General features: G+C 72.9%; 26 protein-coding genes. 15 read left to right on the top strand and 11 right to left on the bottom strand.

Annotation, left to right across the window (positions count from 1 at the left end; translation table 11 throughout):
* Positions 1–64: 64 nt before the first annotated feature.
* The 9 genes from OG444_RS09340 (at position 65) to OG444_RS09380 (ending at position 7,295) form a co-directional block, all read left to right on the top strand.
* Positions 65–595, top strand: a complete 531-nt coding sequence (locus OG444_RS09340; RefSeq protein WP_405788319.1) for an NUDIX domain-containing protein — start codon at positions 65–67, stop codon at positions 593–595.
* Between the two features lie 9 nt (positions 596–604).
* A complete protein-coding gene (locus tag OG444_RS09345; RefSeq protein ID WP_327261713.1) occupies positions 605–1,003 on the top strand; it encodes a YidH family protein in 399 nt (132 codons plus the stop codon).
* Positions 1,000–1,320 carry a DUF202 domain-containing protein gene (locus tag OG444_RS09350; protein ID WP_327261714.1) on the top strand — a complete coding sequence of 107 codons (321 nt, stop codon included), beginning with the start codon at positions 1,000–1,002 and terminating at the stop codon, positions 1,318–1,320. The genes OG444_RS09345 and OG444_RS09350 overlap by 4 nt, the downstream gene beginning before the upstream one ends.
* Before the next feature lie 146 nt (positions 1,321–1,466).
* Positions 1,467–1,763, top strand: coding sequence for a hypothetical protein (locus OG444_RS09355; RefSeq protein WP_327261715.1), 297 nt, complete (start codon positions 1,467–1,469; stop codon positions 1,761–1,763).
* Positions 1,764–1,921: 158 nt separating this feature from the next.
* Positions 1,922–2,833 carry an MBL fold metallo-hydrolase gene (locus OG444_RS09360; protein WP_327261716.1) on the top strand — a complete coding sequence of 304 codons (912 nt, stop codon included), beginning with the start codon at positions 1,922–1,924 and terminating at the stop codon, positions 2,831–2,833.
* Positions 2,834–2,966: 133 nt separating this feature from the next.
* Positions 2,967–4,007 (top strand): phosphotransferase family protein, encoded by a 1,041-nt coding sequence (locus OG444_RS09365; protein WP_327261717.1) that lies wholly within the window; start codon positions 2,967–2,969, stop codon positions 4,005–4,007.
* 10 nt (positions 4,008–4,017) lie between these two features.
* On the top strand, positions 4,018–5,262 hold the full coding sequence (locus tag OG444_RS09370) for an acyl-CoA dehydrogenase family protein (RefSeq protein ID WP_327261718.1): 1,245 nt from the start codon (positions 4,018–4,020) through the stop codon (positions 5,260–5,262).
* A 189-nt stretch (positions 5,263–5,451) separates the two neighbouring features.
* Positions 5,452–6,651, top strand: coding sequence for a S8 family peptidase (locus OG444_RS09375; protein WP_327261719.1), 1,200 nt, complete (start codon positions 5,452–5,454; stop codon positions 6,649–6,651).
* A gap of 113 nt (positions 6,652–6,764) precedes the next feature.
* Entirely contained in the window at positions 6,765–7,295 is a 531-nt protein-coding gene (locus OG444_RS09380) for a hypothetical protein (protein WP_327261720.1), read from the top strand.
* 43 nt (positions 7,296–7,338) lie between these two features.
* Here the strand turns inward: OG444_RS09380 and OG444_RS09385 are convergent, their stop codons facing one another.
* The 3 genes from OG444_RS09385 to OG444_RS09395 all read right to left on the bottom strand — a co-directional run bounded on the left by OG444_RS09385 (position 7,339) and on the right by OG444_RS09395 (position 10,582).
* The gene (locus OG444_RS09385) at positions 7,339–7,944 is read right to left on the bottom strand and encodes a TetR/AcrR family transcriptional regulator (RefSeq protein ID WP_327261721.1); all 606 of its coding nucleotides are present in this window, start codon (positions 7,942–7,944) and stop codon (positions 7,339–7,341) included.
* Between the two features lie 68 nt (positions 7,945–8,012).
* The gene (locus OG444_RS09390) at positions 8,013–9,833 is read right to left on the bottom strand and encodes a class I adenylate-forming enzyme family protein (RefSeq protein ID WP_327261722.1); all 1,821 of its coding nucleotides are present in this window, start codon (positions 9,831–9,833) and stop codon (positions 8,013–8,015) included.
* Positions 9,818–10,582: an SDR family oxidoreductase gene (locus OG444_RS09395; protein ID WP_327261723.1), complete on the bottom strand. Its 765-nt coding sequence runs from the start codon at positions 10,580–10,582 to the stop codon at positions 9,818–9,820. The genes OG444_RS09390 and OG444_RS09395 overlap by 16 nt, the downstream gene beginning before the upstream one ends.
* 94 nt (positions 10,583–10,676) lie before the next feature.
* Here OG444_RS09395 and OG444_RS09400 point away from each other — a divergent pair, with 94 nt between their 5' ends.
* From OG444_RS09400 to OG444_RS09415, 4 genes are all read left to right on the top strand, one after another.
* Positions 10,677–11,951, top strand: coding sequence for an exo-beta-N-acetylmuramidase NamZ family protein (locus OG444_RS09400; RefSeq protein WP_327261724.1), 1,275 nt, complete (start codon positions 10,677–10,679; stop codon positions 11,949–11,951).
* An 83-nt stretch (positions 11,952–12,034) separates the two neighbouring features.
* Entirely contained in the window at positions 12,035–13,435 is a 1,401-nt protein-coding gene (locus OG444_RS09405; RefSeq protein ID WP_327261725.1) for a serine-threonine protein kinase, read from the top strand.
* Positions 13,436–13,530: 95 nt separating this feature from the next.
* Positions 13,531–14,112 carry a hypothetical protein gene (locus OG444_RS09410; protein ID WP_327261726.1) on the top strand — a complete coding sequence of 194 codons (582 nt, stop codon included), beginning with the start codon at positions 13,531–13,533 and terminating at the stop codon, positions 14,110–14,112.
* Positions 14,113–14,147: 35 nt separating this feature from the next.
* Entirely contained in the window at positions 14,148–14,906 is a 759-nt protein-coding gene (locus OG444_RS09415) for a 3-keto-5-aminohexanoate cleavage protein (protein ID WP_327261727.1), read from the top strand.
* Here OG444_RS09415 and soxR read toward each other — a convergent pair.
* Positions 14,887–15,330, bottom strand: coding sequence for a redox-sensitive transcriptional activator SoxR (gene soxR / locus OG444_RS09420; protein WP_327261728.1), 444 nt, complete (start codon positions 15,328–15,330; stop codon positions 14,887–14,889). The two genes, OG444_RS09415 and soxR, sit on opposite strands and share 20 nt — an antisense overlap.
* Positions 15,331–15,499: 169 nt before the next feature.
* On the opposite strand from soxR, the gene OG444_RS09425 reads away from it, so the two are divergent.
* Positions 15,500–15,961 (top strand): MaoC family dehydratase, encoded by a 462-nt coding sequence (locus tag OG444_RS09425; protein ID WP_327261729.1) that lies wholly within the window; start codon positions 15,500–15,502, stop codon positions 15,959–15,961.
* Positions 15,962–15,973: 12 nt separating this feature from the next.
* Here OG444_RS09425 and OG444_RS09430 read toward each other — a convergent pair whose 3' ends face one another.
* From OG444_RS09430 to OG444_RS09440, 3 genes are all read right to left on the bottom strand, one after another.
* Positions 15,974–16,609 (bottom strand): TetR/AcrR family transcriptional regulator, encoded by a 636-nt coding sequence (locus OG444_RS09430; protein WP_327261730.1) that lies wholly within the window; start codon positions 16,607–16,609, stop codon positions 15,974–15,976.
* Positions 16,610–16,695: 86 nt separating this feature from the next.
* The gene (locus OG444_RS09435) at positions 16,696–16,983 is read right to left on the bottom strand and encodes a YiaA/YiaB family inner membrane protein (RefSeq protein ID WP_327261731.1); all 288 of its coding nucleotides are present in this window, start codon (positions 16,981–16,983) and stop codon (positions 16,696–16,698) included.
* 118 nt (positions 16,984–17,101) lie between these two features.
* Positions 17,102–18,253 (bottom strand): acyl-CoA dehydrogenase family protein, encoded by a 1,152-nt coding sequence (locus OG444_RS09440; protein WP_327261732.1) that lies wholly within the window; start codon positions 18,251–18,253, stop codon positions 17,102–17,104.
* A 77-nt stretch (positions 18,254–18,330) separates the two neighbouring features.
* Between OG444_RS09440 and OG444_RS09445 the strand changes: the two genes are divergently transcribed.
* Positions 18,331–18,975 (top strand): TetR/AcrR family transcriptional regulator, encoded by a 645-nt coding sequence (locus OG444_RS09445; protein ID WP_327261733.1) that lies wholly within the window; start codon positions 18,331–18,333, stop codon positions 18,973–18,975.
* Positions 18,976–18,999: 24 nt separating this feature from the next.
* Here OG444_RS09445 and OG444_RS09450 read toward each other — a convergent pair whose 3' ends face one another.
* The 4 genes from OG444_RS09450 to OG444_RS09465 form a co-directional block, all read right to left on the bottom strand.
* Positions 19,000–20,100, bottom strand: a complete 1,101-nt coding sequence (locus OG444_RS09450; RefSeq protein ID WP_327266700.1) for a Zn-dependent alcohol dehydrogenase — start codon at positions 20,098–20,100, stop codon at positions 19,000–19,002.
* Positions 20,101–20,173: 73 nt separating this feature from the next.
* A complete protein-coding gene (locus OG444_RS09455; RefSeq protein WP_327261734.1) occupies positions 20,174–21,586 on the bottom strand; it encodes an aldehyde dehydrogenase family protein in 1,413 nt (470 codons plus the stop codon).
* A 98-nt stretch (positions 21,587–21,684) separates the two neighbouring features.
* Positions 21,685–23,157 (bottom strand): CitMHS family transporter, encoded by a 1,473-nt coding sequence (locus tag OG444_RS09460; protein WP_327261735.1) that lies wholly within the window; start codon positions 23,155–23,157, stop codon positions 21,685–21,687.
* 73 nt (positions 23,158–23,230) lie between these two features.
* Complete coding sequence (locus tag OG444_RS09465; protein WP_327261736.1) at positions 23,231–25,429, bottom strand: molybdopterin oxidoreductase family protein; 2,199 nt, start codon at positions 25,427–25,429, stop codon at positions 23,231–23,233.
* Positions 25,430–25,477 lie beyond the last annotated feature (48 nt).

Raw genomic sequence — 25,477 nt, forward strand, 5'->3', positions numbered from 1 at the left:
CCTCCGTCGATGGTGGGGCAGATCCTTGGCTACGGAGCGGTAACCAGTCAACAGCGGTGGTTGGATGACCTGTGTGAGTGCCGCTGATGAAGTACTGGACGTGGTGGACCGGGACGACCGGGTGACGGGGCAGGCCCCGCGGGGCGAGGTGTACGCGCGGGGGCTGATCCACCGCTGCGTGTTCGTCCAGGCCAGGGACCCGCAGGGGCGGATCTTCGTGCACCGGCGGACCGCCTCGAAGCTGGTCTTCCCCTCGTACTACGACATGTTCGTGGGCGGGGTGCTGGGCGCCGGCGAGGGCTACGCCGAGGCCGCACTGCGCGAGGCCGAGGAGGAGCTGGGGGTGCGGGGGCTGGCGCAGCCGACGCCCCTGTTCAAGTTCCTGTACGAGGGTCCGGGCGGGGCCTGGTGGTCGTACGTGCACGAGGTGCGGTGCGAGCTGCCGGTCGCCCCGCAGGTGTCCGAGGTCGACTGGCACACCTACCTCACCCAGGAGGAGCTGGACCGGCGGGTGGACGACGGCGATTGGGCCTGGGTGCCGGACGGGCTGGAGGCCTACCGGCGGCTGCGCGCGCATCGGGAGCCGCGCTTGTAGATTTGTCGGGTGATCGACTTCGTCAAGGACGTGCGCCTCTGGTTCGCACCCTCGCGGCTGAGGGACGAGGGCGAGACCCCCGACTACCGCTTCTCGCTGGCCAACGAACGGACCTTCCTCGCCTGGATCCGGACCGCACTGGCCCTGGTCGGCGGCGGCTTCGCCGTCGACCAGTTCCTGCCCGACCTGCGCTGGGGGGTGCGGGTCGGGATGGCCTTCGCGCTGCTGGCGGTGGGCGCGGCCTGTGCGCTGCGGGCGGTGAACCACTGGGTGCGGTGCGAGCGGGCCATGCGGCGGGGCGAGGACCTGCCGCTGTCGCGGTTCCCGGTGGTGCTGAGCCTGGGCGTGGGCCTGGTGGCGGTGGCCATGGTGGTGGTCGTGCTGCTCGGCTGGACGACGGGACGATGAGCGTCGCGGGCCGCCCGGACCGCGACGCCGGGCTGCAGCCCGAGCGGACCCGGCTCGCGTGGCGGCGTACGACGCTGGCCTCCTCGGTGGTGGCGGTGCTGGCGCTGCGGCAGGTGCTGCGCGGGTCCGGCGCGACCGTGGAGCTGGCCGGGGTGGCGGCCATCGCGGTGATCTGGCTGGCGTTCCTGTGGGTGGCCCATCGGCGGATCCGGGCACTGGCGGTGGCCCGGCCGCGGGTGCTGGCACCGCGGGCGGCCCTGGCGGTGGTGGCGTGCACGGTGACGCTGGCGCTGTTGGCGATGACGGTGATCGTCTGAACGGTCGGCCGGGGCCCCTGATGCGGGCCCTTGATGCGGCCCCTGGCCCGAGCCCACGGCCCGGGCCGCCGGTGTGATGATCGCGCTTCGCCGCGCCATCGCGACATAACGGGCGATACCCGACAATCCCCACTAACCTCGGCGCCATGACGACCCTGCACCACGAACACCCCACGCACCAGCACACGCACGGCGCGGACTGCGGGCACCAGGCGGTCCCGCACGGCGACCACGTCGACTACGCGCACGACGGCCATCTGCACCGGGAGCACTCGGGGCACTGGGACGAGTGCGAGCCCAGCGGGCACAGCACCCACGACGGACACACGCACGCGCACGGCGCGGACTGCGGGCACGAAGCGGTCCGGCACGGCGACCACGTGGACTACCTGCACGACGGGCACCGGCACGCGGCGCACGACGGACACTACGACGACCACTGACGTCCACTGACGCCCGCTGACGGCCACCGACGTCCGCCGGCTCCGGCCGGCGCCCGCTTGCGCCCGCCGACGACCACCGGCCGACCCGCCCTCCCCCCGGGTCCGTGACGGCTGACAGGATGCCGACCATCCGTCACAGCGACCCGGGGAGAGCGCAGATGTCCGCCGAAGAGCCGTACCTCGTCCAGCCGGCGCCGGGGGTGCACGCCTACGTCCAGCCGGACGGCGGCTGGTGCCTCAACAACGCCGGATTCGTCACCGACGGGGGCCGGACCCTCCTCGTGGACACCGCCGCCACCGAGCGGCGGGCCCTGGCCCTGCGCGAGGCGATCGTGGCGGCCGGGGCGCCGCTCCCCCGCACCGTGGTCAACACCCACCACCACGGCGACCACACGTACGGCAACGGCGTCTTCGCCCCCGAGGCGCTGATCCTCGGCCACGACAACGCACGGTCCGAGCAGCTCGCCGCCGGACACCAGCTGGAGATGATCTGGCCCGCCACGGACTTCGGCGCGATCGGCATCGTCCCGCCGGACCTCACCTACAGCGACCGGGCGACCCTGCACGTCGGCGAGACGGAGGTGCAGGTCATCCACCCGGGCGTCGCGCACACCACCGGGGACTCGGTCGTGTGGCTACCCGCGCAGCGGGTGGTCCTCACCGGCGACCTGATCTTCGCCGGGGGGACGCCGTTCCTCGCGATGGGGTCCCTCGCCGGATCGCTGCGGGCGCTGGAGCTGCTGCGCTCGCTGGACGCGGAGACCGTCGTACCGGGCCACGGGCCCCTGACCGACCCCTCGGCCTACGACTCCACCGAGCGCTATCTGCGGTACGTGTCCGAGCTCGCCCGGGAGGGGCGCGCGAAGGGGCTGACCCCGCTCGAGGTGGCCCGGCAGGCCGATCTCGGCGAGTTCGCCGCCTGGCGGGAGAGCGAGCGGCTGGTGGCGAACGTGCACCGGGCGTACGCGGAACTGGCCGGGGAGCCGGAGGGCGCGCCCCTGGACATCCTGGCGGTCCTGACCGATATGACGGTGATGAACGGCGGCACGCCCATCCTCTGTCACGCCTGAGGGGCCGGGCGGAAGGTTTTCCTTCCGCCCGCGCCCTGGACGACATACCGACTGGTCGGCATGATGGGCGGTGCGACGGCGCTCCGACGCACCGTCGCTCCTGCATTCCTCGACTCGCACGGAGGTGCGCACCATGACCTCAGCCCCGGCCGACCCGCGCGGCCTGGATCTGGAGCGACTGCGCGGTCATCTCGACCGGGCCCGGCCGGGACTCGTGGCCGGTGCGCTGCGCGGCCGGCTGATCGAGGGCGGCCGGTCGAACCTGACGTACGAGGTCACGGACGGGACCGCCCGCTGGGTGGTCCGCCGGCCGCCGCTGGGCCACGTACTGGCCACCGCGCACGACATGCGGCGCGAGCACCGGGTGATCGAGGCGCTGCACGGCACGGCCGTGCCGGTGCCCGAGCCGCTGCTCCTGTGCGAGGACGAGGCCGTTCTCGGGGCGCCGTTCTACGTCATGGAGTACGTGGACGGGGTGCCGTACCGGACGGCCGAGCAGCTCGCCGCGATCGGCCCGGAGCGCACCCGGCGTGCCGTGCTGGGCCTGGTGGACACCCTGGTCGAGCTGCACGCCGTGGACCCGGAGGCGGTGGGCCTGGGTGACTTCGGCCGGCCCGACGGCTTCCTCGACCGGCAGCTGCGCCGCTGGGGCAAGCAGCTCGCGGCCTCCCGGGGGCGGGAGCTCGCCGGGATCGACGAGCTGCACGGCGCGCTCGGGCGCAGGCTGCCCGCCTCCCCCGCCCCGACCGTGGTGCACGGGGACTTCCGGCTGGACAACGTCCTGATCGGCGGCCCGGACGACTCCATCCGGGCGGTGCTGGACTGGGAGATGTCCACGCTCGGGGATCCGCTGACCGACCTCGGGCTGCTCGTGATGTACAGCTCGGACCTGGGCCTGACCGGTTCCCCGGTCAGTACGACGAGCGGCGCGCCGGGCCATCCGGCGCCGGCCGAGCTCGTCGAGCGCTACGCCGCCCGTTCGGGCCGGGACACGGGGGCCATCGCCTGGTACACGGCCTTCGCCTGGTTCAAGCTCGCCGTGATCCTCGAAGGCATCCACTACCGCTACACGCTGGGGCAGACCGTCGGGGCGGGTTTCGACCGGATCGGCGAGCTGGTCCCGGTCTTCATCGAACACGGACTGACCACTCTCCAGGACCTCCAGGAAGGCTGAGGCACTCACCATGGATTTCGCATTCGACGCCCGGACCGAGGAACTCCGCGAGCGGCTGCTCGCGTTCATGGAGGAGTACGTCTACCCGGCGGAGCCCGTCGCCGCCGAGCAGCGCGCACGGCTGGCCTCGCCCTGGGACACCCCGGCCGTCTTCGGTGAGCTGAAGGCCGAGGCGCGCCGTCAGGGGCTGTGGAACCTCTTCTTCGTGGACCAGCACGGCCTGCCGGACGGTGCGTGCGGGGCGGGGCTGACCAACCTCCAGTACGCGCCGCTCGCCGAGATCACCGGCCGCAGCCCGCACCTGGCGCCGATGGCCACCAACTGCGCGGCCCCCGACACCGGGAACATGGAGCTGCTCGCCCAGTTCGGCAGCGAGGAGCAGAAGAAGCAGTGGCTGGAGCCGCTGCTGGCCGGCGAGATCCGGTCCGCCTTCGCGATGACCGAGCCCGAGGTGGCCTCCTCGGACGCGACGAACGTCGAGACGCGGATCGAGCGCGACGGTGACGAGTACGTGGTCACCGGCCGCAAGTGGTTCATCTCCGGGGCGATGAACCCGGATTGCAGGATCTTCATCGTGATGGGCAAGACCGACCCGGAGGGCGCCGATCCGCGCCGCCAGCAGTCGATGATCCTGGTGCCGCGCGACGCCCCGGGTGTCGAGGTGCGCCGGGCGATGACGGTGTACGGGTACGAGGACCACGACCACGGCGGCCACGCCGAGGTGGTCTTCGACGGGGCCCGGGTCCCGGCGGCGAACCTGATCGGCGAGGAGGGCACCGGCTTCGCCATCGCCCAGGCCCGGCTCGGACCGGGCCGCATCCACCACTGCATGCGGCTGATCGGGATGGCCGAGCGGGCCATCGAGCTCATGTGCCGGCGCGCGGTGGAACGTACGGCCTTCGGCAAGCCGCTGGCCGCCCAGGGCGTCGTGCAGAACTGGATCGCGGACGCCCGGGTGACGGTGGAGCAGCTGCGGCTGCTGGTGCTGAAGACGGCCTGGCTGATGGACACGGCCGGCAACCGGGGAGCCCACACCGAGATCCAGGCCATCAAGATCGCGACCCCGCGGGCGGTGGTGCGGATCCTCGACGACGCGGTGCAGCTGCACGGTGCGGGCGGGGTGAGCCAGGACTTCCCGCTGGCCGAGCTGTGGGCGGCCGCGCGGACCCTGCGACTGGCCGACGGGCCGGACGAGGTGCACCAGCGATCTCTGGCACGGCGGGAGTTGAAGGGGTACGCGGCTGGTCGTCCCTGAACGTGTGGGAATCGTGCGGGAGTTCGTATGAACCCGTGTACGAGGTGAAGGCGGTGCGGGGGACCCTTTAAGAAACCTTGTTGAATAACCCCATAACCCCAAAGCGTTCTTGATTTGCGCCTGTCAATCGGAACAGGGTTCTCCAGAAGGTCTGACGCCCCACACGTCAACACGAGGAGAACCCTTCAGATGGCAACTCACAAGCGCTCGCGCCGATTTCGGTACGCGGCAGTCGGCACGGGAGCGGCCGCGGCAGCAGCCGTGACCCTGCTCGCCACCCCCTTTGCGGGGGCCGCGGCACCGGCCGAAGGCACCGTGTACGGCCTCGGTGCGCCCGGCGCGATCAGCGGTAGTTACGTCGTCATACTCGACGCATCCGCGAACAAGGAACAGCTCGCCCGCAAGTACGGGGGCGAGCTGAAGCGCTCCTACGGCTCCGGGGTCAACGGCTTTTCGGCCTCGGGACTGAGCGAGACCGAGGCGAAGCGGCTCGCCGCGGACCCGGCCGTCGGCAAGGTCGTGCAGAACAAGAAGTTCACCATCAACGCCACCCAGCCCAACCCGCCCTCCTGGGGTCTGGACCGGATCGACCAGACCGCGCAGGCGGGCGACAAGAAGTACAACTACCCCGACGGCGGCGGCGAGGGCGTGACCGCGTACGTCATCGACACCGGTGTGCGCACCACCCACGAGGACTTCGGCGGCCGTGCGACGTCGGGCTTCGACGCGGTGGACAACGACGAGAGCGCCGACGATGGCAACGGCCACGGCACGCACGTGGCCGGCACCATCGCGGGGACCGCGCACGGCGTCGCCAAGAAGGCGAAGGTCGTCGCGGTGCGGGTGCTGGACGACAACGGCTCCGGCACCACCGAGCAGGTGGTCGCCGGGATCGACTGGGTCACGCAGAACCACTCGGGGCCCTCGGTCGCCAACATGAGCCTGGGCGGCGGGGTCGACGAGGCCCTCGACGAGGCGGTGCGCCGGGCCATCACCTCGGGCGTCACCTTCGCCGTGGCGGCGGGCAACGAGTCGTCCGACGCCGGTCAGGGCTCGCCCTCCCGGGTGACCGAGGCCCTCACGGTGGCATCGAGCACGATCGACGACGCGCAGTCCTCGTTCTCCAACTTCGGCTCCGTGGTGGACCTGTACGCGCCGGGCTCGGACATCACGTCCACCTGGAACGACAGTGACACCGGGACGAAGACCATCTCCGGCACCTCGATGGCGGCCCCGCACGTGGCCGGAGCCGCGGCCGTCTACCTGGGCGCACACCCGTCCGCGACGCCGGCCGAGGCGGCCACGGCGCTGACCGGGGCGGCCACGTCCGGGGCGGTCACCAACCCGTCGGCGGGCACGGCGAACAAGCTGCTGAAGGTGGCCCCGTAACGGCTGGCCACCCGAGCGTCCCCAGGGGCCCTCACTCGGTACGGACCTGGGGGATCCGTACCGGGAGGGGGCCCCGTTCGCACGGCGGCCGGCCCTGCACCTAATCTCTCGCCATGAACATGCCTGGTTTGCGGCTGCTGCCCGCCGCCCTGCTGGTCGGAGCGTCGCTCAGCGGCTGCTCCCTGGTCTTTCCCGAAACCTGCGAAGGCACCGAAGCCGCCTTGGCCGAGCTCGACAAGGTATCGGCCCTGACCCTGCGCCCGGCGCGGGCCACACCCGTCGGCGGCGAGGCGGGAACCGCGCCGCACTGCACCGAAGACACCGGGGGCGCCTGGCTGACCGCCCAGCGGACGTACGCGTACGACGGGAGCCGCGAGGAGGTACTGGACTACTTCGGCCGGGAGGCACCCGCGGCGGGATGGCGCCCGGTGGAGAGCCTCGACTCGGAACGGACCCGTGACTTCGTCGTCTTCTGCTTCGAGTCCAAGAAGCATCCGAGCCTCACGCTCTATTTCGACTCCCCCGACGACCTCCGCGAGTTCTACGGAATAGACCCGGGCCCGGCCCCGGCCGTGCCCGGGTCCCGGATCTGGTTCTCGGTGTCCGTCGAGGCGATGCCCGACGGCTCCCGGATCGACTGCTGAGGCAACCGGGACGCCCGGGCCGGGGCCGGTCCGCAGAACGCGTCTAGGGACGCAGCGCGCGCAGCAGCAGGTCGGCGAGGTGATCGGCGACCTCCTGAGGGGTGAGCGGGCCGTCCGCCCGGTACCAGGTGGAGAGGTGGTGGACGGACCCGAAGTGGTAGTCCACCACCAGGTCGGCGGGGGTCGCGTCGGAGAACACTCCCGTGCGCTGCCCCTCCTCCACCAGCGCCCGGAAGCGCTCGTGGTAGCGCCGGCGCTCCGCCCGCACCTGCTTGAACTTCTCCGGGCTGAGCTGGTGCATCGACCGGAAGAAGATCATCGCGTCGTCGAGGTTCTCGATGGTGGTGACGACCACGTCGGCGGCCGCGGCGCGCAGCCGCTCCTCGACGGGCGCGTCGGAGTCGGCCACCGCGTCCAGGCGCTGCTGCTGGAGCCGCAGCATCCGCGCGTACACCTCGTGCAGCAGATCGTCCTTGGACCCGAAGTAGTGGTAGAGCGCACCCTTGGTGACACCGGCCGCCTCGACGATCTCCTGGACCGAGGTGCGGTCGTAGCCGCGCTCGGCGAAGAGCCGGGTGGCGACGGCCAGCAGCCGCTGCGGTACCGGGGCCTCGTGCGTGCCTGCGGGTTCCGTGGTCCTGGCCGCCATGGCGCTGACCTTCCCTTCCTCGTTCCTGCCTGGTCACAGCGACCAGCTGTACGACCGTCCGACTGTTTTCAGCCTCGATCGCGCAGTTCCCGTCGCAGGATCTTGCCACTGGTCGTCTTCGGAAGGACAGGCAGGATCTCGACCTCGCGCGGGTATTTGTACGCGGCGATGCGCGCGGCGCAGTGGGCGGAGAGCTCCTCCGGCTCCACCGAGGTGCCGGGGCGCAGGCTCACGTACGCCTTCACGCTCTCCCCCCGGTACGCGTCCGGGACGCCGACCACGGCGGCCTCGCGGACTGCGGGGTGGGTGTAGAGCACGTCCTCGACCTCCCGCGGCCAGACCTTGAAGCCCGAGGCGTTGATCATGTCCTTCTTGCGGTCGACGACATAGAGCCAGCCGTCCGGGTCCATGAACCCGACGTCCCCGGTGCGCAGTTCGCCGTCCGGGAAGGCCTTGGCGGACTCCGCGGGCAGGCCCCAGTAGCCGGGCACCACCTGGGGGCCGCGGACGGCTATCTCACCGGTCTGACCGAAGGGGACCTCGGCGCCCCGGTCGTCGAGGATGCGCACGACGGTGTCGGCGCCGGGCAGGCCCACGGAGAGGGTGCCGGAGGCGGGGTCGACGGGGGCTTCGAGGTGCACGGGCACGGTGGCGCAGGGCGCGGTGCACTCGGTGAGGCCGTAGCCGTTGCGGAGGTAGAAGCCGAAGGCGGTGCGCAGGCGCTCGACGAGCGCGGGCGGGAGCGGGGCGCCGCCGGAGGAGATCACCCGGAACGAGGCGAAGTGGTCGGGGGTGACGCCGGGGTGGGCGGCGAGGGCCATGAAGGCGGTGGCCGGGCCGACGGTGTAGGCGGGGCGGTGTTCGAGGAAGGCGTCGAGGACGGCGCCCGCGTCGAAGCGGTGGGCGAGGACCAGAGTGCCGGCGTTGGTGAAGCAGGCGGCGAGCTCGCAGACCATGCCGGTGATGTGGAACAGGGGCGCGAGGGCGAAGTAGCCGGCACCCTCGGGCAGGGGGTGGGAGGTGACCTGCCGGGTGGCGTTGTACGTGAGCGCGCCGTGCGGGTTCATCGCGCCCTTGGGGGTGCCACTGGTGCCGGAGGTGTAGCTGATCAGGGCGGTGTCGGCGGCGGTGAGGTGCGGATCGTCCGGCGCCGGTCGCCCGCCGCGGGCCACGGAGAGGAGGTCGGCGGGGGCGGGGCCGGCGGGATCCGGGGAGGGACCGGGGCCCGGCGCGCCCGCCTGGGCGGGCACGAACGGCCGGGCGGGGGCCGGGACAGGGCCCGGCTCCGGCACCGGCACCGGCACCGGGCCGAAGACGCGCGGGTCGTTGCGCGTCTGGAAGTCCAGGTCGGAGGCGGTCAGCACGGTCCGCACGGCGCTGTCCCGCACGGTCTCGCACAGGTACGCCGTCCACGCACGGCCGTCGCAGACCAGCGCGGCGGCCCCCGAGTCGCGGAGTATGTGCCCGACCTCGCCGGACTTGTACATGGGGTTGAGCGGGACGACGACGGCCCCGGCCTTCCAGGCCGCGAGGACGGCGAGCACGAAGTGCGGGGTGTTCTGCAGCATGACCGCGACCCGGTCCCCGCGGCGGATGCCCTGCGCCGCGAGGTGACCGGCGACGGAGCCGGAGAGCGCGTCGGCCTCCGCGTAGCCGATCCGGCCGTCGAAGTAGGCCAGCGCGGTGCGCCCGGGGGCGCGGGCGACGGCCTCGCGGAAGGCGTGCAGGACGGTGGGCGGCGGGGAGACGGGCGCCCGCTGGACCGCGGCGAGCAGCCCGACCCAGGGCTTGGCCCCGTACCGCGAGTCGTGCGGGGCCCCGGAAGCGTGCGGGGCCCCGGAGGCGTGCGCGGCCCCGGAAGCGTGGGAGGGGGTCAACGCGTCTCCCATTTCTGCTGGAGGTGGTTCATGCCGCTCAGCCAGCGGTCCGGCTCGGTGGCGCGGGCGGCGTAGAAGTCGGCGACCTCGGGGTGCGGCAGGATCAAGAATCGGCCCTTCTCCATGCCGTCGAACAGCGCGTCCGCGACCGCTTCCGGCTCGATCGCGGTCGGCGCGAGGACGAGTTCGCCCGCCGAGCCCGCGGCGGTCAGCATGTCGGTGCGCACCCCCTGCGGGCAGATGGCGTGGACCTCGACACCGCGGTGGCGGTAGGTCAGCGAGAGCCATTCGGCGAAGGCGAGCGCACCGTGCTTGGTGACACTGTACGGGGCCGCTCCGATCATGGTCAGCAGCCCGGCGGCCGAGACGGTGGACACGAAGCGGCCGCTCCCCCGCTCCAGCCAGTCCGGCAGCAGCAGTCTGGCGGCGCGGACGTGGGCCATGACGTTGGTGTCCCAGGCCGCCTCCCAGACGGACTCGTCCGCGAAGGCGTCGCCGCCCGAGGCGAGGCCGGCGTTGGCGCAGTAGACGTCGACCGTCCCGCCGAGCGCCTCGCGGGCCTCGGCCACGATCGCCGAGGCGTCGCCCGGCACCGGGACCGCCCGGTCGCCGATGGCGGCCGCGACGGCGGCGGCCCTGTCCGGGTCGAGGTCGTTGACCACCACCGTGGCGCCCTCGGCCGCGAAGCGGTGGGCGAGGGCGGCGCCGATGCCGCCGCCCGCGCCGGTGACGACGACTCGCTGGTCCTGGTATGCGTTCACGGGTCCACCTCTCGTACGGCCGGATGCCGGATCGCGGGCAGACTAACCGGTCGGTATGTCAGGAGGAAAGGGGCGCGACGCCTAGCGTGGCCGGATGACGCTGTCGCGACGCGGGGTGCTGGGGCTGGCGGGGGCCATCGGATCGGCGGGCGCCCTGGGAGCGGCCGGCCCCGGCGGGGCCACCAAGCCCGGGGCGGGCGGGGTCACCGCAGCGGCCGACCGGGTCCGCACCGGTTTCGAACGGCTCGCCGCCGACGGGTACGCCGCACTGGCCGGACAGAAGGTCGGGGTGGTCACCAACCCCACCGGGATCACCGCCGATTCCCGGCACCTGGTCGACGTACTGCATGCCGACGAACGGGTCGACCTGGTCGCGGTGTTCGGGCCCGAGCACGGTTTCCGCGGGACGGCGCAGGCGGGCGACTCCGAGGGGGCCTCCCGGGACCCGGCGACCGGACTGCCGGTGTACGACACGTACGACAGGAGCGGGCAGAAGCTCGCGGACGTGTTCACGGCGGCCGGGGTCGACACCGTCGTCTTCGACATCCAGGATGTCGGGGCGCGCTTCTACACCTACATCTGGACCCTCTACGACTGCATGCGCGCGGCCGCGCTCGCCGACAAGGCGGTGGTGGTGCTGGACCGGCCCAATCCGGTGGGCGGCCGGCGAGCCGCGGGGCCCGTACTGGAGCGGCCGTACGCGAGCTTCGTCGGCCGGGAGCCGATCGCCCTGGCGCACGGGATGACGGCGGCCGAACTGGCCCGGCTCTTCAACGGCGAGTTCCTGACGGACCGGCCGGCCCGGCTGCGGACGGTGGCGATGTCCGGGTGGCGGCGGGAGTCGTTCTTCGACGGGACCGGGCTGCCCTGGGTGCCGCCGAGCCCGAACATGCCGACACCGGCCACGGCCCTCGCGTACGCGGGCACCTGCCTGTTCGAGGGGACCAACCTCTCCGAGGGGCGCGGGACCACCACGCCCTTCGAGGTGGTGGGCGCGGAGGGCATCGACCGGCGGTGGGCGGAGGCGGCGAACGCACTGGGGCTGCCCGGGGTGTGGTTCCGGGAGGCGTACTTCACCCCGACGTTCTCCAAGCACGTGGGGAAGGTGTGCGGCGGGGTCCGGCTCATCGTGCACGACCGGGAGGCCTTCGATCCGGTTCGGGCCGGTATCGGGCTGCTGATCACGGCTCGGCGGGTGTGGAGCGGCTTCGGCTGGCGCGCGGACCACTGGATCGACAGACTGACCGGCTCGGACCGGGTGCGGACGCTGGTGGACGCGGGTGCGGACGTGGACGAGGTCGCGGGCGACTGGGCGGCCGGGCTCGCGCGCTTCGGGGCGGTGCGCGCGGGGTACCTGCTCTACCCGTGAGCCGACCGCGTCAGGGGGCTGGCCGGGCGGGCGCCGCAGCAGGATGCTGACGGCACCGGAGGCACGGCGTGGAGGGGGACGTCATGGCGGACATCGGTGTCGGATTCGGAATCGGGGACGGGATCAGGGCCGGGGCCCGCGTCGGGCTCGGGGCCGGCGTGGGCGGCGGAGCGGGGATCGGGGTCGGGCCGTACGCCGAGCTGACCTTCGACTCCGAGGGGGACGTGGACCGGGTCACGCAGGGAGCCGTGGCGCGGATGGAGGCCACGGACCTGCTGGTCTTCGCGCACGGCTGGAACAGCGACCGTTCGACGGCGACGCGGCTCTACGACCGGTTCTTCGCCCCCTTCCCGGGGCTGGTGGGGTCGGGGGTGCGCCTGGGATACGTGGGTGTCGTCTGGCCCGCGATGCGGTTCTCCGACGAGCCGATACCGGACTTCGACGCACCCGGCGCCCTCGCGGCACCGGGTGAGGGCATCGCTCCGGACCCCTACGCCCTGGACCCCCACACCCGACGGGCGCTCGGGCAGTTCTGGCCGGAGCGGCGGGCGGAGCTGGACCGGGTGGCGGAACTGCTGCAGGAGCGGCCGGACTCGGCGGCCGCGTTCATCGAGTTCGGCGCCCTCGTGCGCGAGCTGGCCGGGGTGGACGCGGTACCCGCGGCGGTCGCTCCGGAGGTCCCCGCGATCTTCACGGACGACGTGCTGGAGGTGTGCCGGGCCCTGTCCGTGGCCCTGCTCCGGGCGGGCGCCCCGGCCTCGGCGGACGCCGACGGTCAGGGCCTGACGGCCGACGGGCCGGGTTTCACGGCCGGCAGCGGGCTGCGCGGGTTGTGGGGCGGCGCCAAGGAGCTCCTGCGGCAGGCGACGTACTACAAGATGAAGAAACGGGCGGGTGTGGTCGGCGAACGCGGCCTCGGCCCGGTGCTCGCACAGCTGGCGGCCGTCCGTCCCGCCCTGCGCTTCCATCTGGTGGGGCACAGCTTCGGGGCGCGGGTGGTGTCCTTCTCGCTGCGCGCGGTGCCGGACCGGGCCCGCTACGTGAAGTCCGTGACCCTGCTCCAGGGCGCCTTCTCCCACTACGCGTTCGCCGACCGGCTGCCGCACGACAAGGCCAACGGCGGCGCCCTGCGCGGTCTCCAGCGCAGGGTCGACGGGCCGGTCGTCGCATGCCACTCCCCGCACGACTCCGCACTCAAGGTCTTCTACCCGCTGGCGTCCCGGATGGCAGGGGATTCGGCCGGTCTGCTGGGATTCGACGAGCGGTGGGGCGCGATCGGTCACGACGGGGTCCGGGCCGTCCCGGGTGCGCCCCGGCTGAGCCTCGACACCGCCCTGCGCGAGGGGGTGCCGACGGCCGGTTGCGTCAGCGTGGACGCGGGCTCCGTGGTGCGGCGCGGCGGTGCCCCGTCGGGGGCGCACAGCGACATCTGCCACGAGGAGCTGGCCCGGCTGGTGGTGGCGGCGGGGCGCATGGGGCGCTGACTTCTGGCCATGTGCCACCCGCACGCCTCGACCGCCCCCGCATGCGCCCGCCTCCGACCGGGCATGTTGGGCACATCGGCGGAGGTGATGGTGTGATGGCGGGATTCCGGAGTCTGGCCTACCAGGTGCGCGACGCGCGCAATGACCGGGCCTTGCGGCGCCACTCGCTGCGCCGCTGCCTGGAGCGGTTCGCGCCGTACGGGCACCGGGCCACGTGGTGGCACCTGTGCGACCGGCACGGGATCGCTCCCGAGGACCGGGGGGCCGATCCGCTGCGGCTGGTCGCCGCACTGGAGGAGCTGGAGGACGCGCGGGCGGTCTGGCTGGAGTACGAGCGGCAGTTCGCGGAACGGCGCCGGCGGGAGAAGCACCACGGTCTGCGCCGCCCGGAGTGGGCGTGGGGCGGGAGCGGGGACGCCGTGGTGCGCTGCGCGGATCCGGGGGTGCGGCCGGAGGGGACGCTGGGCGAGGTGCTGCGGAGGCTGGTGCGGGCGCTGGAGTCGGAGCCGGGGACGGGGTGCCCGGTCTGCGGGGACACCGAACTGCACTGGCCGGAGGTGGCTCCGCTCGGGCCGTGGGCGGGGGCGCTGGCCTGGGACGGGCCGGTGTGCGCGGGCTGCGGGATCGTGGTGCCCAGACCGGCCCTGGCGGACATCCCCACCGGGGAAGCGGCGTGAGGCCGTCGTCGCGGCCCGCTTCGGTGCCGGCGGCGGTGGCGTCACAGGCAGCGGCGCCGGTGGCGGTGGCGGTGTCGCTGAACGGCTCGCGGGACGCGGGCGACGGCCCGGCCGTGCCGATGTCGCCCGGGGCTCTGGCGGAGTCGGCCCTGGCGGCCGTCGCGGCCGGGGCCGGCGAGGTGCTGGTGCACCCGCGGACGCCGTGCGGGCGGGAGAGCCTCTCGCCGCGGGTGGTCGGACCGGTACTGGAGGTGCTGCGGCGCACGGGGGTCGGCGTAGCGCTTTCGGTGTCGGTGGGCATTGCGGCCGAGCCCGATCCCGCGGGGCGGCTGGAGCGGGTGGCTTCGTGGACCGTGCTGCCGGACCGGGCGGTGGTGGACTTCGGGCAGCCGGGGGCCGGCGAGCTCGCCCGGGCCCTGCTGGCGCGGGGGGTGGCGGTGGACGCGGTGGTGCCCATGGGCGGCCCGGCCGGGCCGGAACCGCTGGCCCGGTTCCTGGCCTGGCCGGTGCGCGAGCCCGGGCGGGTCCGGCTCTCGGCCGAGCTCGCGGCGGCCGATCCGGCCCTGGTGGCGGGGTTGCGCGGGCTGCCGCCGGTGCCGGTGCTGCTGTACGGGCGGGACGCGGCCGCCTGGCCGGTGCTGCGGCTGGCCGCGCGGTGCGGCACCGGTGTGCGGACCGGCGTAGGGGACGTGACGCAGCTGCCCGGCGGGCGCCCGGCGCGGTCGAACGCCGAACTGGTGGCGGCGGCCCGCGACATGGTCGCGGAGGCGGCGGCTACAGCCGCGAGCCGGTGAGCCGCTCGCCGAAGACGTCGTCCGGGTTGGACAGTGCGCAGGTCTCCATGGACAGACAGCCGCAGCCGATGCAGTCCGTCAGGTGGTCGCGCAGCCGGCCGAGGCGGGTGATGCGCTCGTCGAGCTCGGCGCGCCAGGCCTCGGAGAGACGGGCCCAGTCCTCGCGGTTGGGGGTGCGCTCCTCGGGTAGCTGGGCGAGTGCCTCGCGGATGCTGGCCAGCGGGATGCCCACGCGCTGGGCGGCACGGACGAAGGCCACGCGGCGCAGCGCGTCGCGGGTGTAGCGGCGCTGGTTGCCGGAGGTGCGACGGCTGCTGATCAGGCCCTTGGACTCGTAGAAGTGGAGCGCCGAGACGGCCGCGCCGCTACGGGCGGACAGCTGACCGACGGTGAGTTCGTGGATTTTCTCGGGAATCTGCGGCACCCCGCCGAGCGTAGTCGGAGGTCCGTTGACATACGCATACGGCCCCCAGCATGCTGAGCAAGCGCTTATTCGTCCGCGAGTCGCCTGCGTGGGTCACGCGCGGGACATCCGAGCGGGACATCCGAGCGGGACATCCGAGCGGGACATCCGCCAGAGACAGGAGCAGGGCATGGCCGAGCCGAGGGTCTTCACGTCCGCCGAGGAGCTGCACGCCGGAATCGGCGAACCGCTCGGCCCCAGCGGGTGGCTGGAGGTGGACCAGAAGCGGATCGACCTCTTCGCGGACGCCACCGGCGATCACCAGTGGATCCACGTGGACCCGGAGCGCGCGGCGGACGGACCCTTCGGTTCCACCATCGCGCACGGCTACCTGACCCTGTCCCTGCTGCCCATCCTGGTACCGCAGATCATGCGGGTCGAGGGCATGCGGATGGGCCTCAACTACGGGACGAACAAGGTGCGTTTCCCGGCCCCGGTGCCGGTCGGTTCGATGCTGCGCGCCACCGCTGTGATCACGGAGGTCACGGAGGCGGGCGGCGGCGTACAGGTCACGGCCACGGTCACGGTCGAGCGCGAGGGCGGCGACAAGCCGGTGTGCGTGGCGGAATCGGTGTCGCGCTACTACTTCTGACGCGCGCCTGAACTACTTCTGGGGGGCCGGGCGCGCGGCCACCATGCGGAGCACGAGGTCGGAGTAGAGCCCGCCGACCTCGTCGGGGGTGCGCTGCCCGGCCACGCTGAACCAGCGGGCCACATCGATGCACAGCGACAGCACGGCGAGCGTGGTGCCCGGCACGTCGGGGACGTCGAACTCCCCCGCGGCCACTCCGTCGGCGAGGATGCGGCGCACGGCGGCGTCGCTCCGCCGGCGCAGCGCCACGATCTCGGAGCGGTGCTCCGGAGCGAGCGCGTCGAGCTCGTACTGGACCACGCGCGCGGTGGTGTGATGCGCCGCGTGCCACCGTACGAAGGACCGCACCGCGGCGTCGAGCCGGTCGGCTGCGGAGCCGGGACCGTCGGCGGCGATGGTCAGGATCTCCAGCGCCTTGTCGTGGCCGATCCGGCTGATCCGGTGGAGCAGCTCTTCCTTGGTCTTGTAGTGGATGTAGAGCGCGGCCGGGCTCATACCGGCACGGCCCGCGATGTCACGTGTGGTGGTGGCGTGGTAGCCGCGCTCGGCGAAGGCGTCGACGGCGGCGACGAGCAGCCGCCGTGCGGCGTCGGGGGTGACCTCGGACCACGGCCGGTAGCCGTCGACCGTATCCTCCGCGCTGTCCATCGCTCGCTCACCTCTTCGCCATGTGGAAGTGAACACCTTACCGGAGGGTGAGCAAGCGCTTAGCGTTGCCGAGCGAGCCGGGCCGGCTACTTCGGCGAGAAGGGGTCGTACTCGGCCATGATCTTCTCCATCCTGGCCTGGTCCACCCGGCTGACGATCTGGGTGACCTCCTGGCGGTCGCGGATCACCTTGGCGAGGGTGAAGGCCGAGGTGGTGAGGTACAGGACCGCGATGCCGAGGAAGGCTCGCACCCAGCCGTTCGTCTCGAGGTTGTAGATCCCCACGGCCACGGCGCCCATGGCGATACCGAAGGAGGCGACGGCCTGGCCGTAGTACGCCCCCGTGCTCTGCTGCTTGACCGGTGTCTCGTTCATGGGTCGAGCATCGGTCGGACCGCGCGGGAACACATCCGCACACGTACTCATGCGGGTACTCAACCGGCACCTGCACCCGGCGGAGCGGGGCGGGGGCGGGGGCGGGGGCGAACCGGGTTCAGAAGGCGGAAATCCCGGTACGGGCACGGCCGATGAGCAGCTTCTGGATCTGGCTGGTGCCCTCGTACAAGGTCATCACGCGGGCGTCGCGCAGCAGCTTGCCCGCCGGGTACTCGTCGATGTAGCCGTACCCGCCGTGCACCTGGAGGGCGTTGCTCGCGGCGCGCACGGCGGCCTCGGAGGCGAAGAGCTTGGCGGTGGAGGACTCGGTGGCGAAGGGCTGCCCGCGGTCGATGAGGTCGGCCACCCGCCAGGTCAGCAGCCGGGCCGCGTCCACATCGACGGAGATGTCGGCGATGAGCTCCTGGACCAGCTGGTGGTGGGCTATCGGCTTGCCGAACTGCTCGCGCTGGGCGGCGTACGAGAGCGCCGCGTCCAGGGCCGCCTGGGCGATGCCGACACAGCCGGCGGCGACCGACATCCGGCCCTTGGCGAGGGCGGACATGGCGACGGAGAAGCCCTTGCCCTCGGGGCCGAGCATCGCGGAGGCGGGCACGCGGACGCCGTCGAGGACGAGTTCGGCGGTGGCCTGGCCGCGGAGGCCGAGCTTGCCGTGGATCTCGCGGCGGGTCAGCCCGGGTGTGCCGGTGGGGACGAGGAAGGCCGAGACCCCGCGGTGGCCGGGCTCGTCGCCGGTGCGGGCGAAGAGCAGCACCACATCGGCCCAGGTGCCGTTGGTGATGAACATCTTGCTGCCGTCGAGGACGTACGCGTCCCCCTCGCGCACGGCGCGGGTGGTGAGGCTGCCGGCGTCGGAGCCGGTGCCGGGCTCGGTCAGACCGAAGCAGCCCAGCGCGTCGCCGGAGCACAGGCGGGGCAGCCAGGAGCGCTTCTGCTCCTCGGTACCCCAGGCCGCGATGGTCTTGGCGACCAGGCCGAGGGAGACGGAGACGATGCCGCGCACGGCGGAGTCGCCGCGGCCGAGCTCCTCGGTGACCAGGACGTAGGAGAGGTGGTCGCCGCCGGAGCCGCCGTACTCCTCGGGCACGGTGAGGCCGAGGAAGCCGAGCGCGCCCAACTTCTTCACGATGGCCCGGTCCACGCTCTCGGCGCGGTCCCACTCGGCGGCGTACGGGACGACCTCGCGCTCGGTGAACTCACGGGCGAGCCGGCGCACAGCCGTCTGCTCCTCGCTCAGCTCCAGATTCACCGGGTACCTCCGGGGCGCGACCGGGACCTTTAACTAGCACCGGTAGTTTATGGCGGGCAGGCCCTACTATGTGGCGCATGGCCAGACCGCGCAAGCCCCTTCTCAGCCGGGACCGCATCATCGAGGCGGCCGGCGCCCTGGTGGACGCGGAGGGGCTGGAGGCGGTGTCGACGCGGCGGCTCGCGGCCGCGCTCGGGGTCAGCGGGCCCTCCCTCTACAACCACTTCCGCACCAAGGACGAGATCCTGGAGGCGGTGGCGGACTCGGTGAGCGCACGGGTCGACCTGTCGATGTTCGACGGTGGCGGCGCGGACTGGCGGGCGGCCCTGCACGCGTGGGCGCACTCGTACCGGGACGCCCTGGCGGACCACCCGAACATCGTGCCGGTGCTGGCGCGCGGACCGGGCCGCCGGCCCGCCGGGCTGCGGCTGGCGGACGCGGTGTTCGGAGCCATGACGGCGGCCGGCTGGCCCGCGGCGCAGGCGACCCGGATCGGCGCGCTGATGCGGTACTTCATCCTGGGCTCGGCGGTGGCCTCCTTCGCCCGGGGTTTCGTGGACGACCGAACCGCATACGACCCGGCGGACTACCCCCACCTCGGCCAGGCCCACCTCCTCGCGGAACGCGGGCGCGAGGTGGACGAGGGCGCCTTCGAAACGGGCCTCACGGCGCTGCTGGACGGACTGTCCCTGCAGTACGAGGCCTTGAAGGAGACGGCGTGACGCGGGCGCCCGTATCCCGTGGGGCTACCACTGTGTCCGCTCGGGCTCGAAGACGACGAGGGAGCGGCCTCCCTTGCCTGCCAGCATGGCGTCGAAGGCGGCCGGGATGCCGTCGAGGGTGATGCGGTCGGTGACCAGTGCGCCGAGGTCGAGGCGGCCCGCGCGGACATGCTCGGCGATCACCGGGAGATCGCGGGCGGGGTCGCTGTTGCCGTAGACGCAGCCGGTGAGCGTGCGGGCGAAGTGGAAGATCTCCAGGGCGTGGAAGGTGACCTGCTGCTCCTTGCCGCCGATCCCGACGACCGTGGTGCGGCCGCCGCGTCGGGTCGACTCCCAGGCGCCCCGGATGGTCTCCGCCCGGCCGACGCACTCGACGGCGACGTCCGCACCCCGGCCGCCGGTCAGCGCACGGATCTGCTGGGCGGTGGTGTCGGAGGCCAGGACGAACTCGGTGGCCCCGGCCGCGCGGGCCAGCTCCTCCTTGGCCGGGGACACGTCGACGGCGATGACCGGACCCGCCTGCGCGATCCGGGCGGCCTGAAGGGCGGCCAGGCCGACACCGCCGACGCCGAAGACGGCCACCGACTCGCCCGGGCGGACCTGGGCGCTGTGGTGGACGGCCCCGTAGCCGGTGAGGACGGCGCAGCCGAGCAGAGCGGCCTCCGCAAGCGGGATCCCGGCCGGGGCGGGCAGCACGCAGTTGGCCGCGACCACGGTCTCCTCGGCGAAGGCGGCCACATTCAGCCCGGGGTGCAGCGCGGTGCCCTGCGCGTCGTGCGCGTGGACCGCGCCCACCCCGGCGAGTGCGGTGGCGCAGAGCCAGACCTCGCCGATGGTGCAGTGGTGGCACGCTCCGCAGGACGGGGCCCAGTTGAGCACCACGCCGTCACCGGGGGCGACGTGGGTGACGCCCTCCCCCACCGCGAGGACCGTGCCCGCGCCCTCGTGGCCGAGGACGGCGGGTACGGGGACACGCATGGTGCCGTTCGTGAGGGAGAGGTCGGAGTGGCACACCCCGGCTGCGGTGAGCCGCACCCGGACCTGCCCGAAGCCGGGATCCGGCAGCACGATGTCCCGTATCTCCAACGGGGCTCCGACGGCGGGCAGGACGGCGGCGCGGACCATGGTCGTCATCTCGTCTTTCGGTCTTCGGGGCGGGCTCGGCGGGCTGGCTGGCGGGCAGGCGGGCGGGCTGGGATCAGAACTGCAGGGACTTGGTCTGGAGGTACTCCGCCAGTCCGTGCGGGCCCAGCTCGCGGCCGACACCCGACTGCTTGTAGCCACCGAAGGGCGCGAGCACGTTGAAGCGGCCGCCGTTGATGTCCACCTGCCCGGTGTCCATCCGGCGCGCGAAGGCCACGGCCGTCGCCTCGTCGGCGGCCCAGACGGCGCCGCCCAGGCCGTAGACGGTGCCGTTGGCGATGCGCAGGGCCTCGCCCTCGTCCTCGTAGCGCAGGATCGACAGGACCGGGCCGAAGATCTCCTCCTGCGCGATGGTCATGTCGGGCGTGACGTCGGCGAAGACCGTCGGCGCCACGAAGTACCCCTGCTCGTGCGGCGCGTCGGGCCCGCCCGCGACCAGGCGCGCGCCTTCCTCCACACCCTTGGCGATGAATCCGCGGACGCGTTCGTGCTGCTTGGCGTTGACGACGGGGCCGACGCGGGTGCCCGCCTCGCGCGGGTCGCCGGTGGGGTAGTCGGCGACGGCGGCGGCCGCGAGCGAGACCGCCTCCTCGTACTGGTCCCGGTGGACGAGCATCCGGGTGAGCGCGTTGCAGCTCTGGCCGGTGTTGTTCATGACGTGCCCGACGCCGGCCGCAACGGCCTTGGCCAGGTCGGCCCCGGGCAGGATGACGTTGGCCGACTTGCCGCCCAGTTCGAGGGCGACCCGCTTCACGGCGGCGCCGGCCGTGGCGCCGATCTGCTTGCCGACCGCGGTCGAGCCGGTGAAGGAGACGAGGTCGACCCCCTCGTGCGCGGCCAGGGCCTGCCCGGCCACCGGGCCGGTGCCGGTCACCAGGTTGAAGACTCCGGCCGGGATGCCCGCCTCGTGCACGGCTTCGGCGAAGAGCTGTGCGGTCAGCGGGGTGTCCTCGGCCGGCTTGAGGACGAGGGTGCAGCCGGCGGCGAGAGCGGGCGCCACCTTTGCAACGACCTGGTGCAGGGGATAGTTCCAGGGCGTGATGGCCGCGACCACGCCGACCGGCTCCAGCAGCACGGTGGAGTTACCGATCCGCTCCTCGAAGGCGTACGAGGAGGCGAGTTCGGCGTAGGAGCCGGCCACCGCGATCGGCGATCCGACGTGGACCGCCTTCGAGAAGCCGAGCGGGGACCCGAGCTCGGCGGTGATGGTGTCGGTCAGCTCGCCCTTGCGTGCCAGCAGTGCGTCGCGGAGCGCGCCGATCAGCGCGCCCCGCTCGGCCGGAGGCGTACTCGCCCAGCCGGGGAGGGCCGCACGGGCCGCCCGTACGGCCGCGTCCACGTCCTCTCCGGTACCGGCCGGGACCTGGGCGATGACCTGGCCGTCGGCCGGGTTCACGACCTCGATCAGCTCGCTTCCGGCGGCGGGCCGCCACGCGCCGTCGATGTACATCCCGTCGTGGGCCTTCATGGCATTCCTCCCGAGCACGCACGAGCGCGTAGATACGACCTCGCCAACACCCTACAAACTAGCGTCGGTAGTTTTTGCTGACCAGGGGGTGCAGGAGGTCAGATGATGCCGAAAAGCATCCCCGCCCCGAGGACCACGAGGGAGGTCAGGGCCGCCCATTTCACGGTGAACCGGGTGTGGTCGCCGAACTCGACCTTGGCCATGCCGACGAGGACGTAGACGGCCGGAACCAGCGGGCTCGACATGTGCAGCGCCTGGCCGACGAGCGAGGCGCGGGCGATCTCGAGCGGGGAGACCCCGTGGGCGGCACCCGCCTCGGCGAGGACGGGCAGGACACCGAAGTAGAAGCCGTCGTTGGACATGAAGTAGGTGAGCGGCAGGCTGAGCAGGCCGGTGACCAGCGCCATGTGCGGGCCCATGCCCTCCGGGATGGCTCCGACGAGCCAGTCGGCCATGTGCTTGACCATGCCGGTTCCGGTGAGCACCCCGGTGAAGACGGCGGCGGCGAAGACCATGCCGGCGACGTTCAGGACGTTGTCGGCGTGGGCGGCGATCCGGGCCTTCTGGTCGGGCATGTGCGGGAAATTGACGGTGAGGGCGAGGGCGGCGCCGAGCAGGAAGAGTACGGGGATGGGCAGCAGCTCCATGATCATCGCGGTGAGCAGGGCGACGGTCAGGCCGGCGTTGAACCAGTACAGGCGGGGCCGCAGGGTGGGGCGGTGCGGATCCAGGCCCTGGAAGCCCTCCTCGGGGGTCTCGTCCGGGCCGGCGCCCTGACCGCCTCGGGGGGCGGTGGCGGAGGCGGGGCCGGGGGCGGTGGCGGAGGCGGCGGTGGAGGCGGGGGATCCGGTGGAGCCCTCGCCGGGGGTGGACGTGCCCGCGGCGGCGGTACCGGGAGCGGCCGCCACCAGCTCCCCCTCGGCGGTCTCCTGCTCCACGCTGCCGGGCAGCGCCAGCATCCCGACGCGGCGGCGCTCCTTCACTCCGAGGACGTACGCCAGGACGAACACGAACAGCAGACCCACCGCGAGGGCCGGGATCATCGGGACGAAGATGTCGGCGGCGTCGAGCTTGAGGGCGGTGGCGGCGCGGGCGGTCGGGCCGCCCCAGGGGAGGGTGTTCATGACACCGTTGGCCGTGGCCGCGACGCCCGTCATGACCACCAGGCTCAGGCCGAGCCTCTTGTAGAGCGGGTACATGGCCGAGACGGTGATCATGAAGGTGGTCGATCCGTCGCCGTCGAGCGAGACGATCGCGGCGAGGACGGCCGTACCGACCACCACCCGCATCGGGTCCGCCTTGCAGAAGCGCAGGATGCCGCGGACGATCGGGTCGAAGAGGCCGACGTCGATCATCACGCCGAAGTAGACGATGGCGAACATCAGCATGGCGGCGGTCGGAGCGAGCTTGCCGACGCCGTCGATGACGTAGTCGCCGAGGTGCGCGCCCTTCCCTGCGAACACGCAGAAAAGTGCGGGGATGAGGACAAGCGCCGCCATGGGCGACATTTTCTTCATCATGATCAGGACCAGGAAGGTCGCGATCATGGCAAAGCCGAGGAAGGTCAGCATGTGGGGAAGGTAGGTGCCCCCCTCTGGCGCCAACAAGACCTCTACGCGTGAGCAATACGAGCAAAACTGCAGCTCAGGGCAGGGGTGTGAGCTCGACGGGGAAGCCGTTGAGCACCGCCGTGCCGGAGAGCCGGTCCAGCCGGGAGCCGTCGAGCAGCTGGTTGACGTTGACGCCGGGCACCGCGGCGGCGACCGACAGCCGCGAGCCGGAGCGGTTGTGACCCCAGCCGTGCGGGAGGCTCACCACACCTCTGCGGACGGCGTCGGTGACCTCGACCGGCACCTCCAGGCTCCCGCCGTCGGCGGTGATCCTGGCCCGGCCTCCGTCGACGAGGCCCAGCCGGTCCGCGTCCTGCGGATGGACCTGAAGGGTGCAGCGGTTGGAACCTCCGGTGAGGGCCGGGACGTTGTGCAACCAGCTGTTGTTGGACCGCAGATGGCGGCGGCCCACGAGCACCAGGGCGGCGAGGCGGTCGGCGAGCGCCGCGCGCAGCCTGGGGAGTTCGGCCGCGATCGGGTCCGGGAGCAGCTCGATCCTGCCGCTGCGGGTCTTCAGCACGCCCGGGAGCCGGGGCCGCAGCGGGCCGAGGTCGATGCCGTGCGGCGCCTGCCGCAGATCGTCGAGGGTCAGGTCGTAGGGGCCCGTGCGCAGCATCAGGTCGAGCCGCCGCTCGGGTCCGGTGCGGCCGGTGAGCAGGCTGCTCAGCTGCTGCGGGTCACCGCCGTGCAGGGGTGAGTGGGGGTCGGCAACGGCCCGGGCCAGGCTGTCGGCGACGACGCGCTCGTCGACGGCCTCGGGCGGTGCCCCGTGCAGTCCGGAAGCGGCGAGGATCAGGCGCGCGTGGATCTCGCACTCGTCCATGAGCCCCTCCTCTGGCGGGAGGGCCGCGGGCGAGTAGCGGGCCTGGTTGCGCACGGCGAACCCGTTGAAGGCGAAGTCGAAGTGGGCGCTGCGGGAGGGCGGCGGCGGTGGCAGGACGACGTGCGCGTGCCGTGAGGTCTCGTTCAGGTACGGGTCGACCGAGACCATGAAGTCGAGGCCGGCCAGTGCTCGGTCCAGCCGGTCGCCGTCGGGTGCGGACAGGACCGGGTTGGCGGCGATGGCGAGCAGTACCCGGATCCGCCCGTCACCCGGGGTCTCGATCTCCTCGGCGAGCGCGGCCATGGGCAACTCGCCCTTGACCTCGGGGTGGCCGGCCACCCGGCTCGACCAGCGGCCCAGGGCGAACCCTTTGCCCGGGCCCGCGGGCCGGGGCGCGGGGGCCGTCGCGGAGAGCGGGAAGAGGGCCCCGCCGGGCCGGTCGAGGTTGCCGGTCAGGACGTTCAGTACGTCGACCAGCCAGCTCGCGAGCGTGCCGAACTCGACGGTGCAGCTGCCGATCCGCGCGTAGACGGCGGCGGCGGGCGCGGCCGCGAGCTCGCGGGCGAGGGTGCGGATCTCGGCGGCCGTGAGGTCGCATGCGGGTGCGACGGCCTCAGGAGTGAAACTCCCGAGCGCGGCGCCGAGTTCCCCGATGCCCTCGCTGTGTTCCTCGAGCGCGCCGGGGGCCGCGAGCTTCTCCTCGATCAGGGTGTGCGCGAGGGCGGCGAGCAGCAGCGCGTCGCTGCCGGGCCTCGGCGCGAGGTGGCGGTCGGCGAGCGCGGCGGTGCGCGTACGGCGCGGGTCGACGACGACGAGGGTGCCGCCGCGGGCCCGCAGGGCCTTGAGCCGGCCCGGGAAGTCGGGGGCGGTGCACAGGGAGCCGTTGGATTCCACCGGGTTGGCGCCCAGGAGCAGCAGGAAGTCGGTCCGGTCGAGGTCGGGGACGGGGATGGCGAAGGGGTCACCGAAGAGCAGTCCGCTGGACACGTGCTTGGGCATCTGGTCGAGGGTGCTGGCGGTGAAGAGGTTGCGGGTGCCGAGCGCTTTGAGGAGCAGGGGCGGGTAGAGGGCGCCGGCCATGGTGTGGACGTTCGGGTTGCCGAGGACGACGCCGACCGATTGGGGACCGTACTCCCGGACGACGGCGGGGACGGCGGCGGCGATGGCGTCGAACGCCTCCTCCCAGGTGGCCTCCCGCAGTCGGCCGTCGCGGCGGACGAGGGGGCTGCGCAACCGGTCGGGGTCCGAGTCGAGCGCTCCGAACGCGGCCCCCTTGGGGCAGATGAAGCCGCGGCTGAAGACGTCCTCGCGGTCACCGCGGGCGCCGGTGACCGCGCCGTCCGCGACGGTGAGGGTGAGGCCGCAGGTGGCTTCGCAGAGGGGACAGATGCGCAGGGCGGTGCGGGACATGAGCCCTCCAGGGGCGGCGGTCTGCGGCACGGGCACGCGGGCTGCATC

The organism is Streptomyces sp. NBC_01232 (assembly GCF_035989885.1).
Classification (GTDB): domain Bacteria; phylum Actinomycetota; class Actinomycetes; order Streptomycetales; family Streptomycetaceae; genus Streptomyces.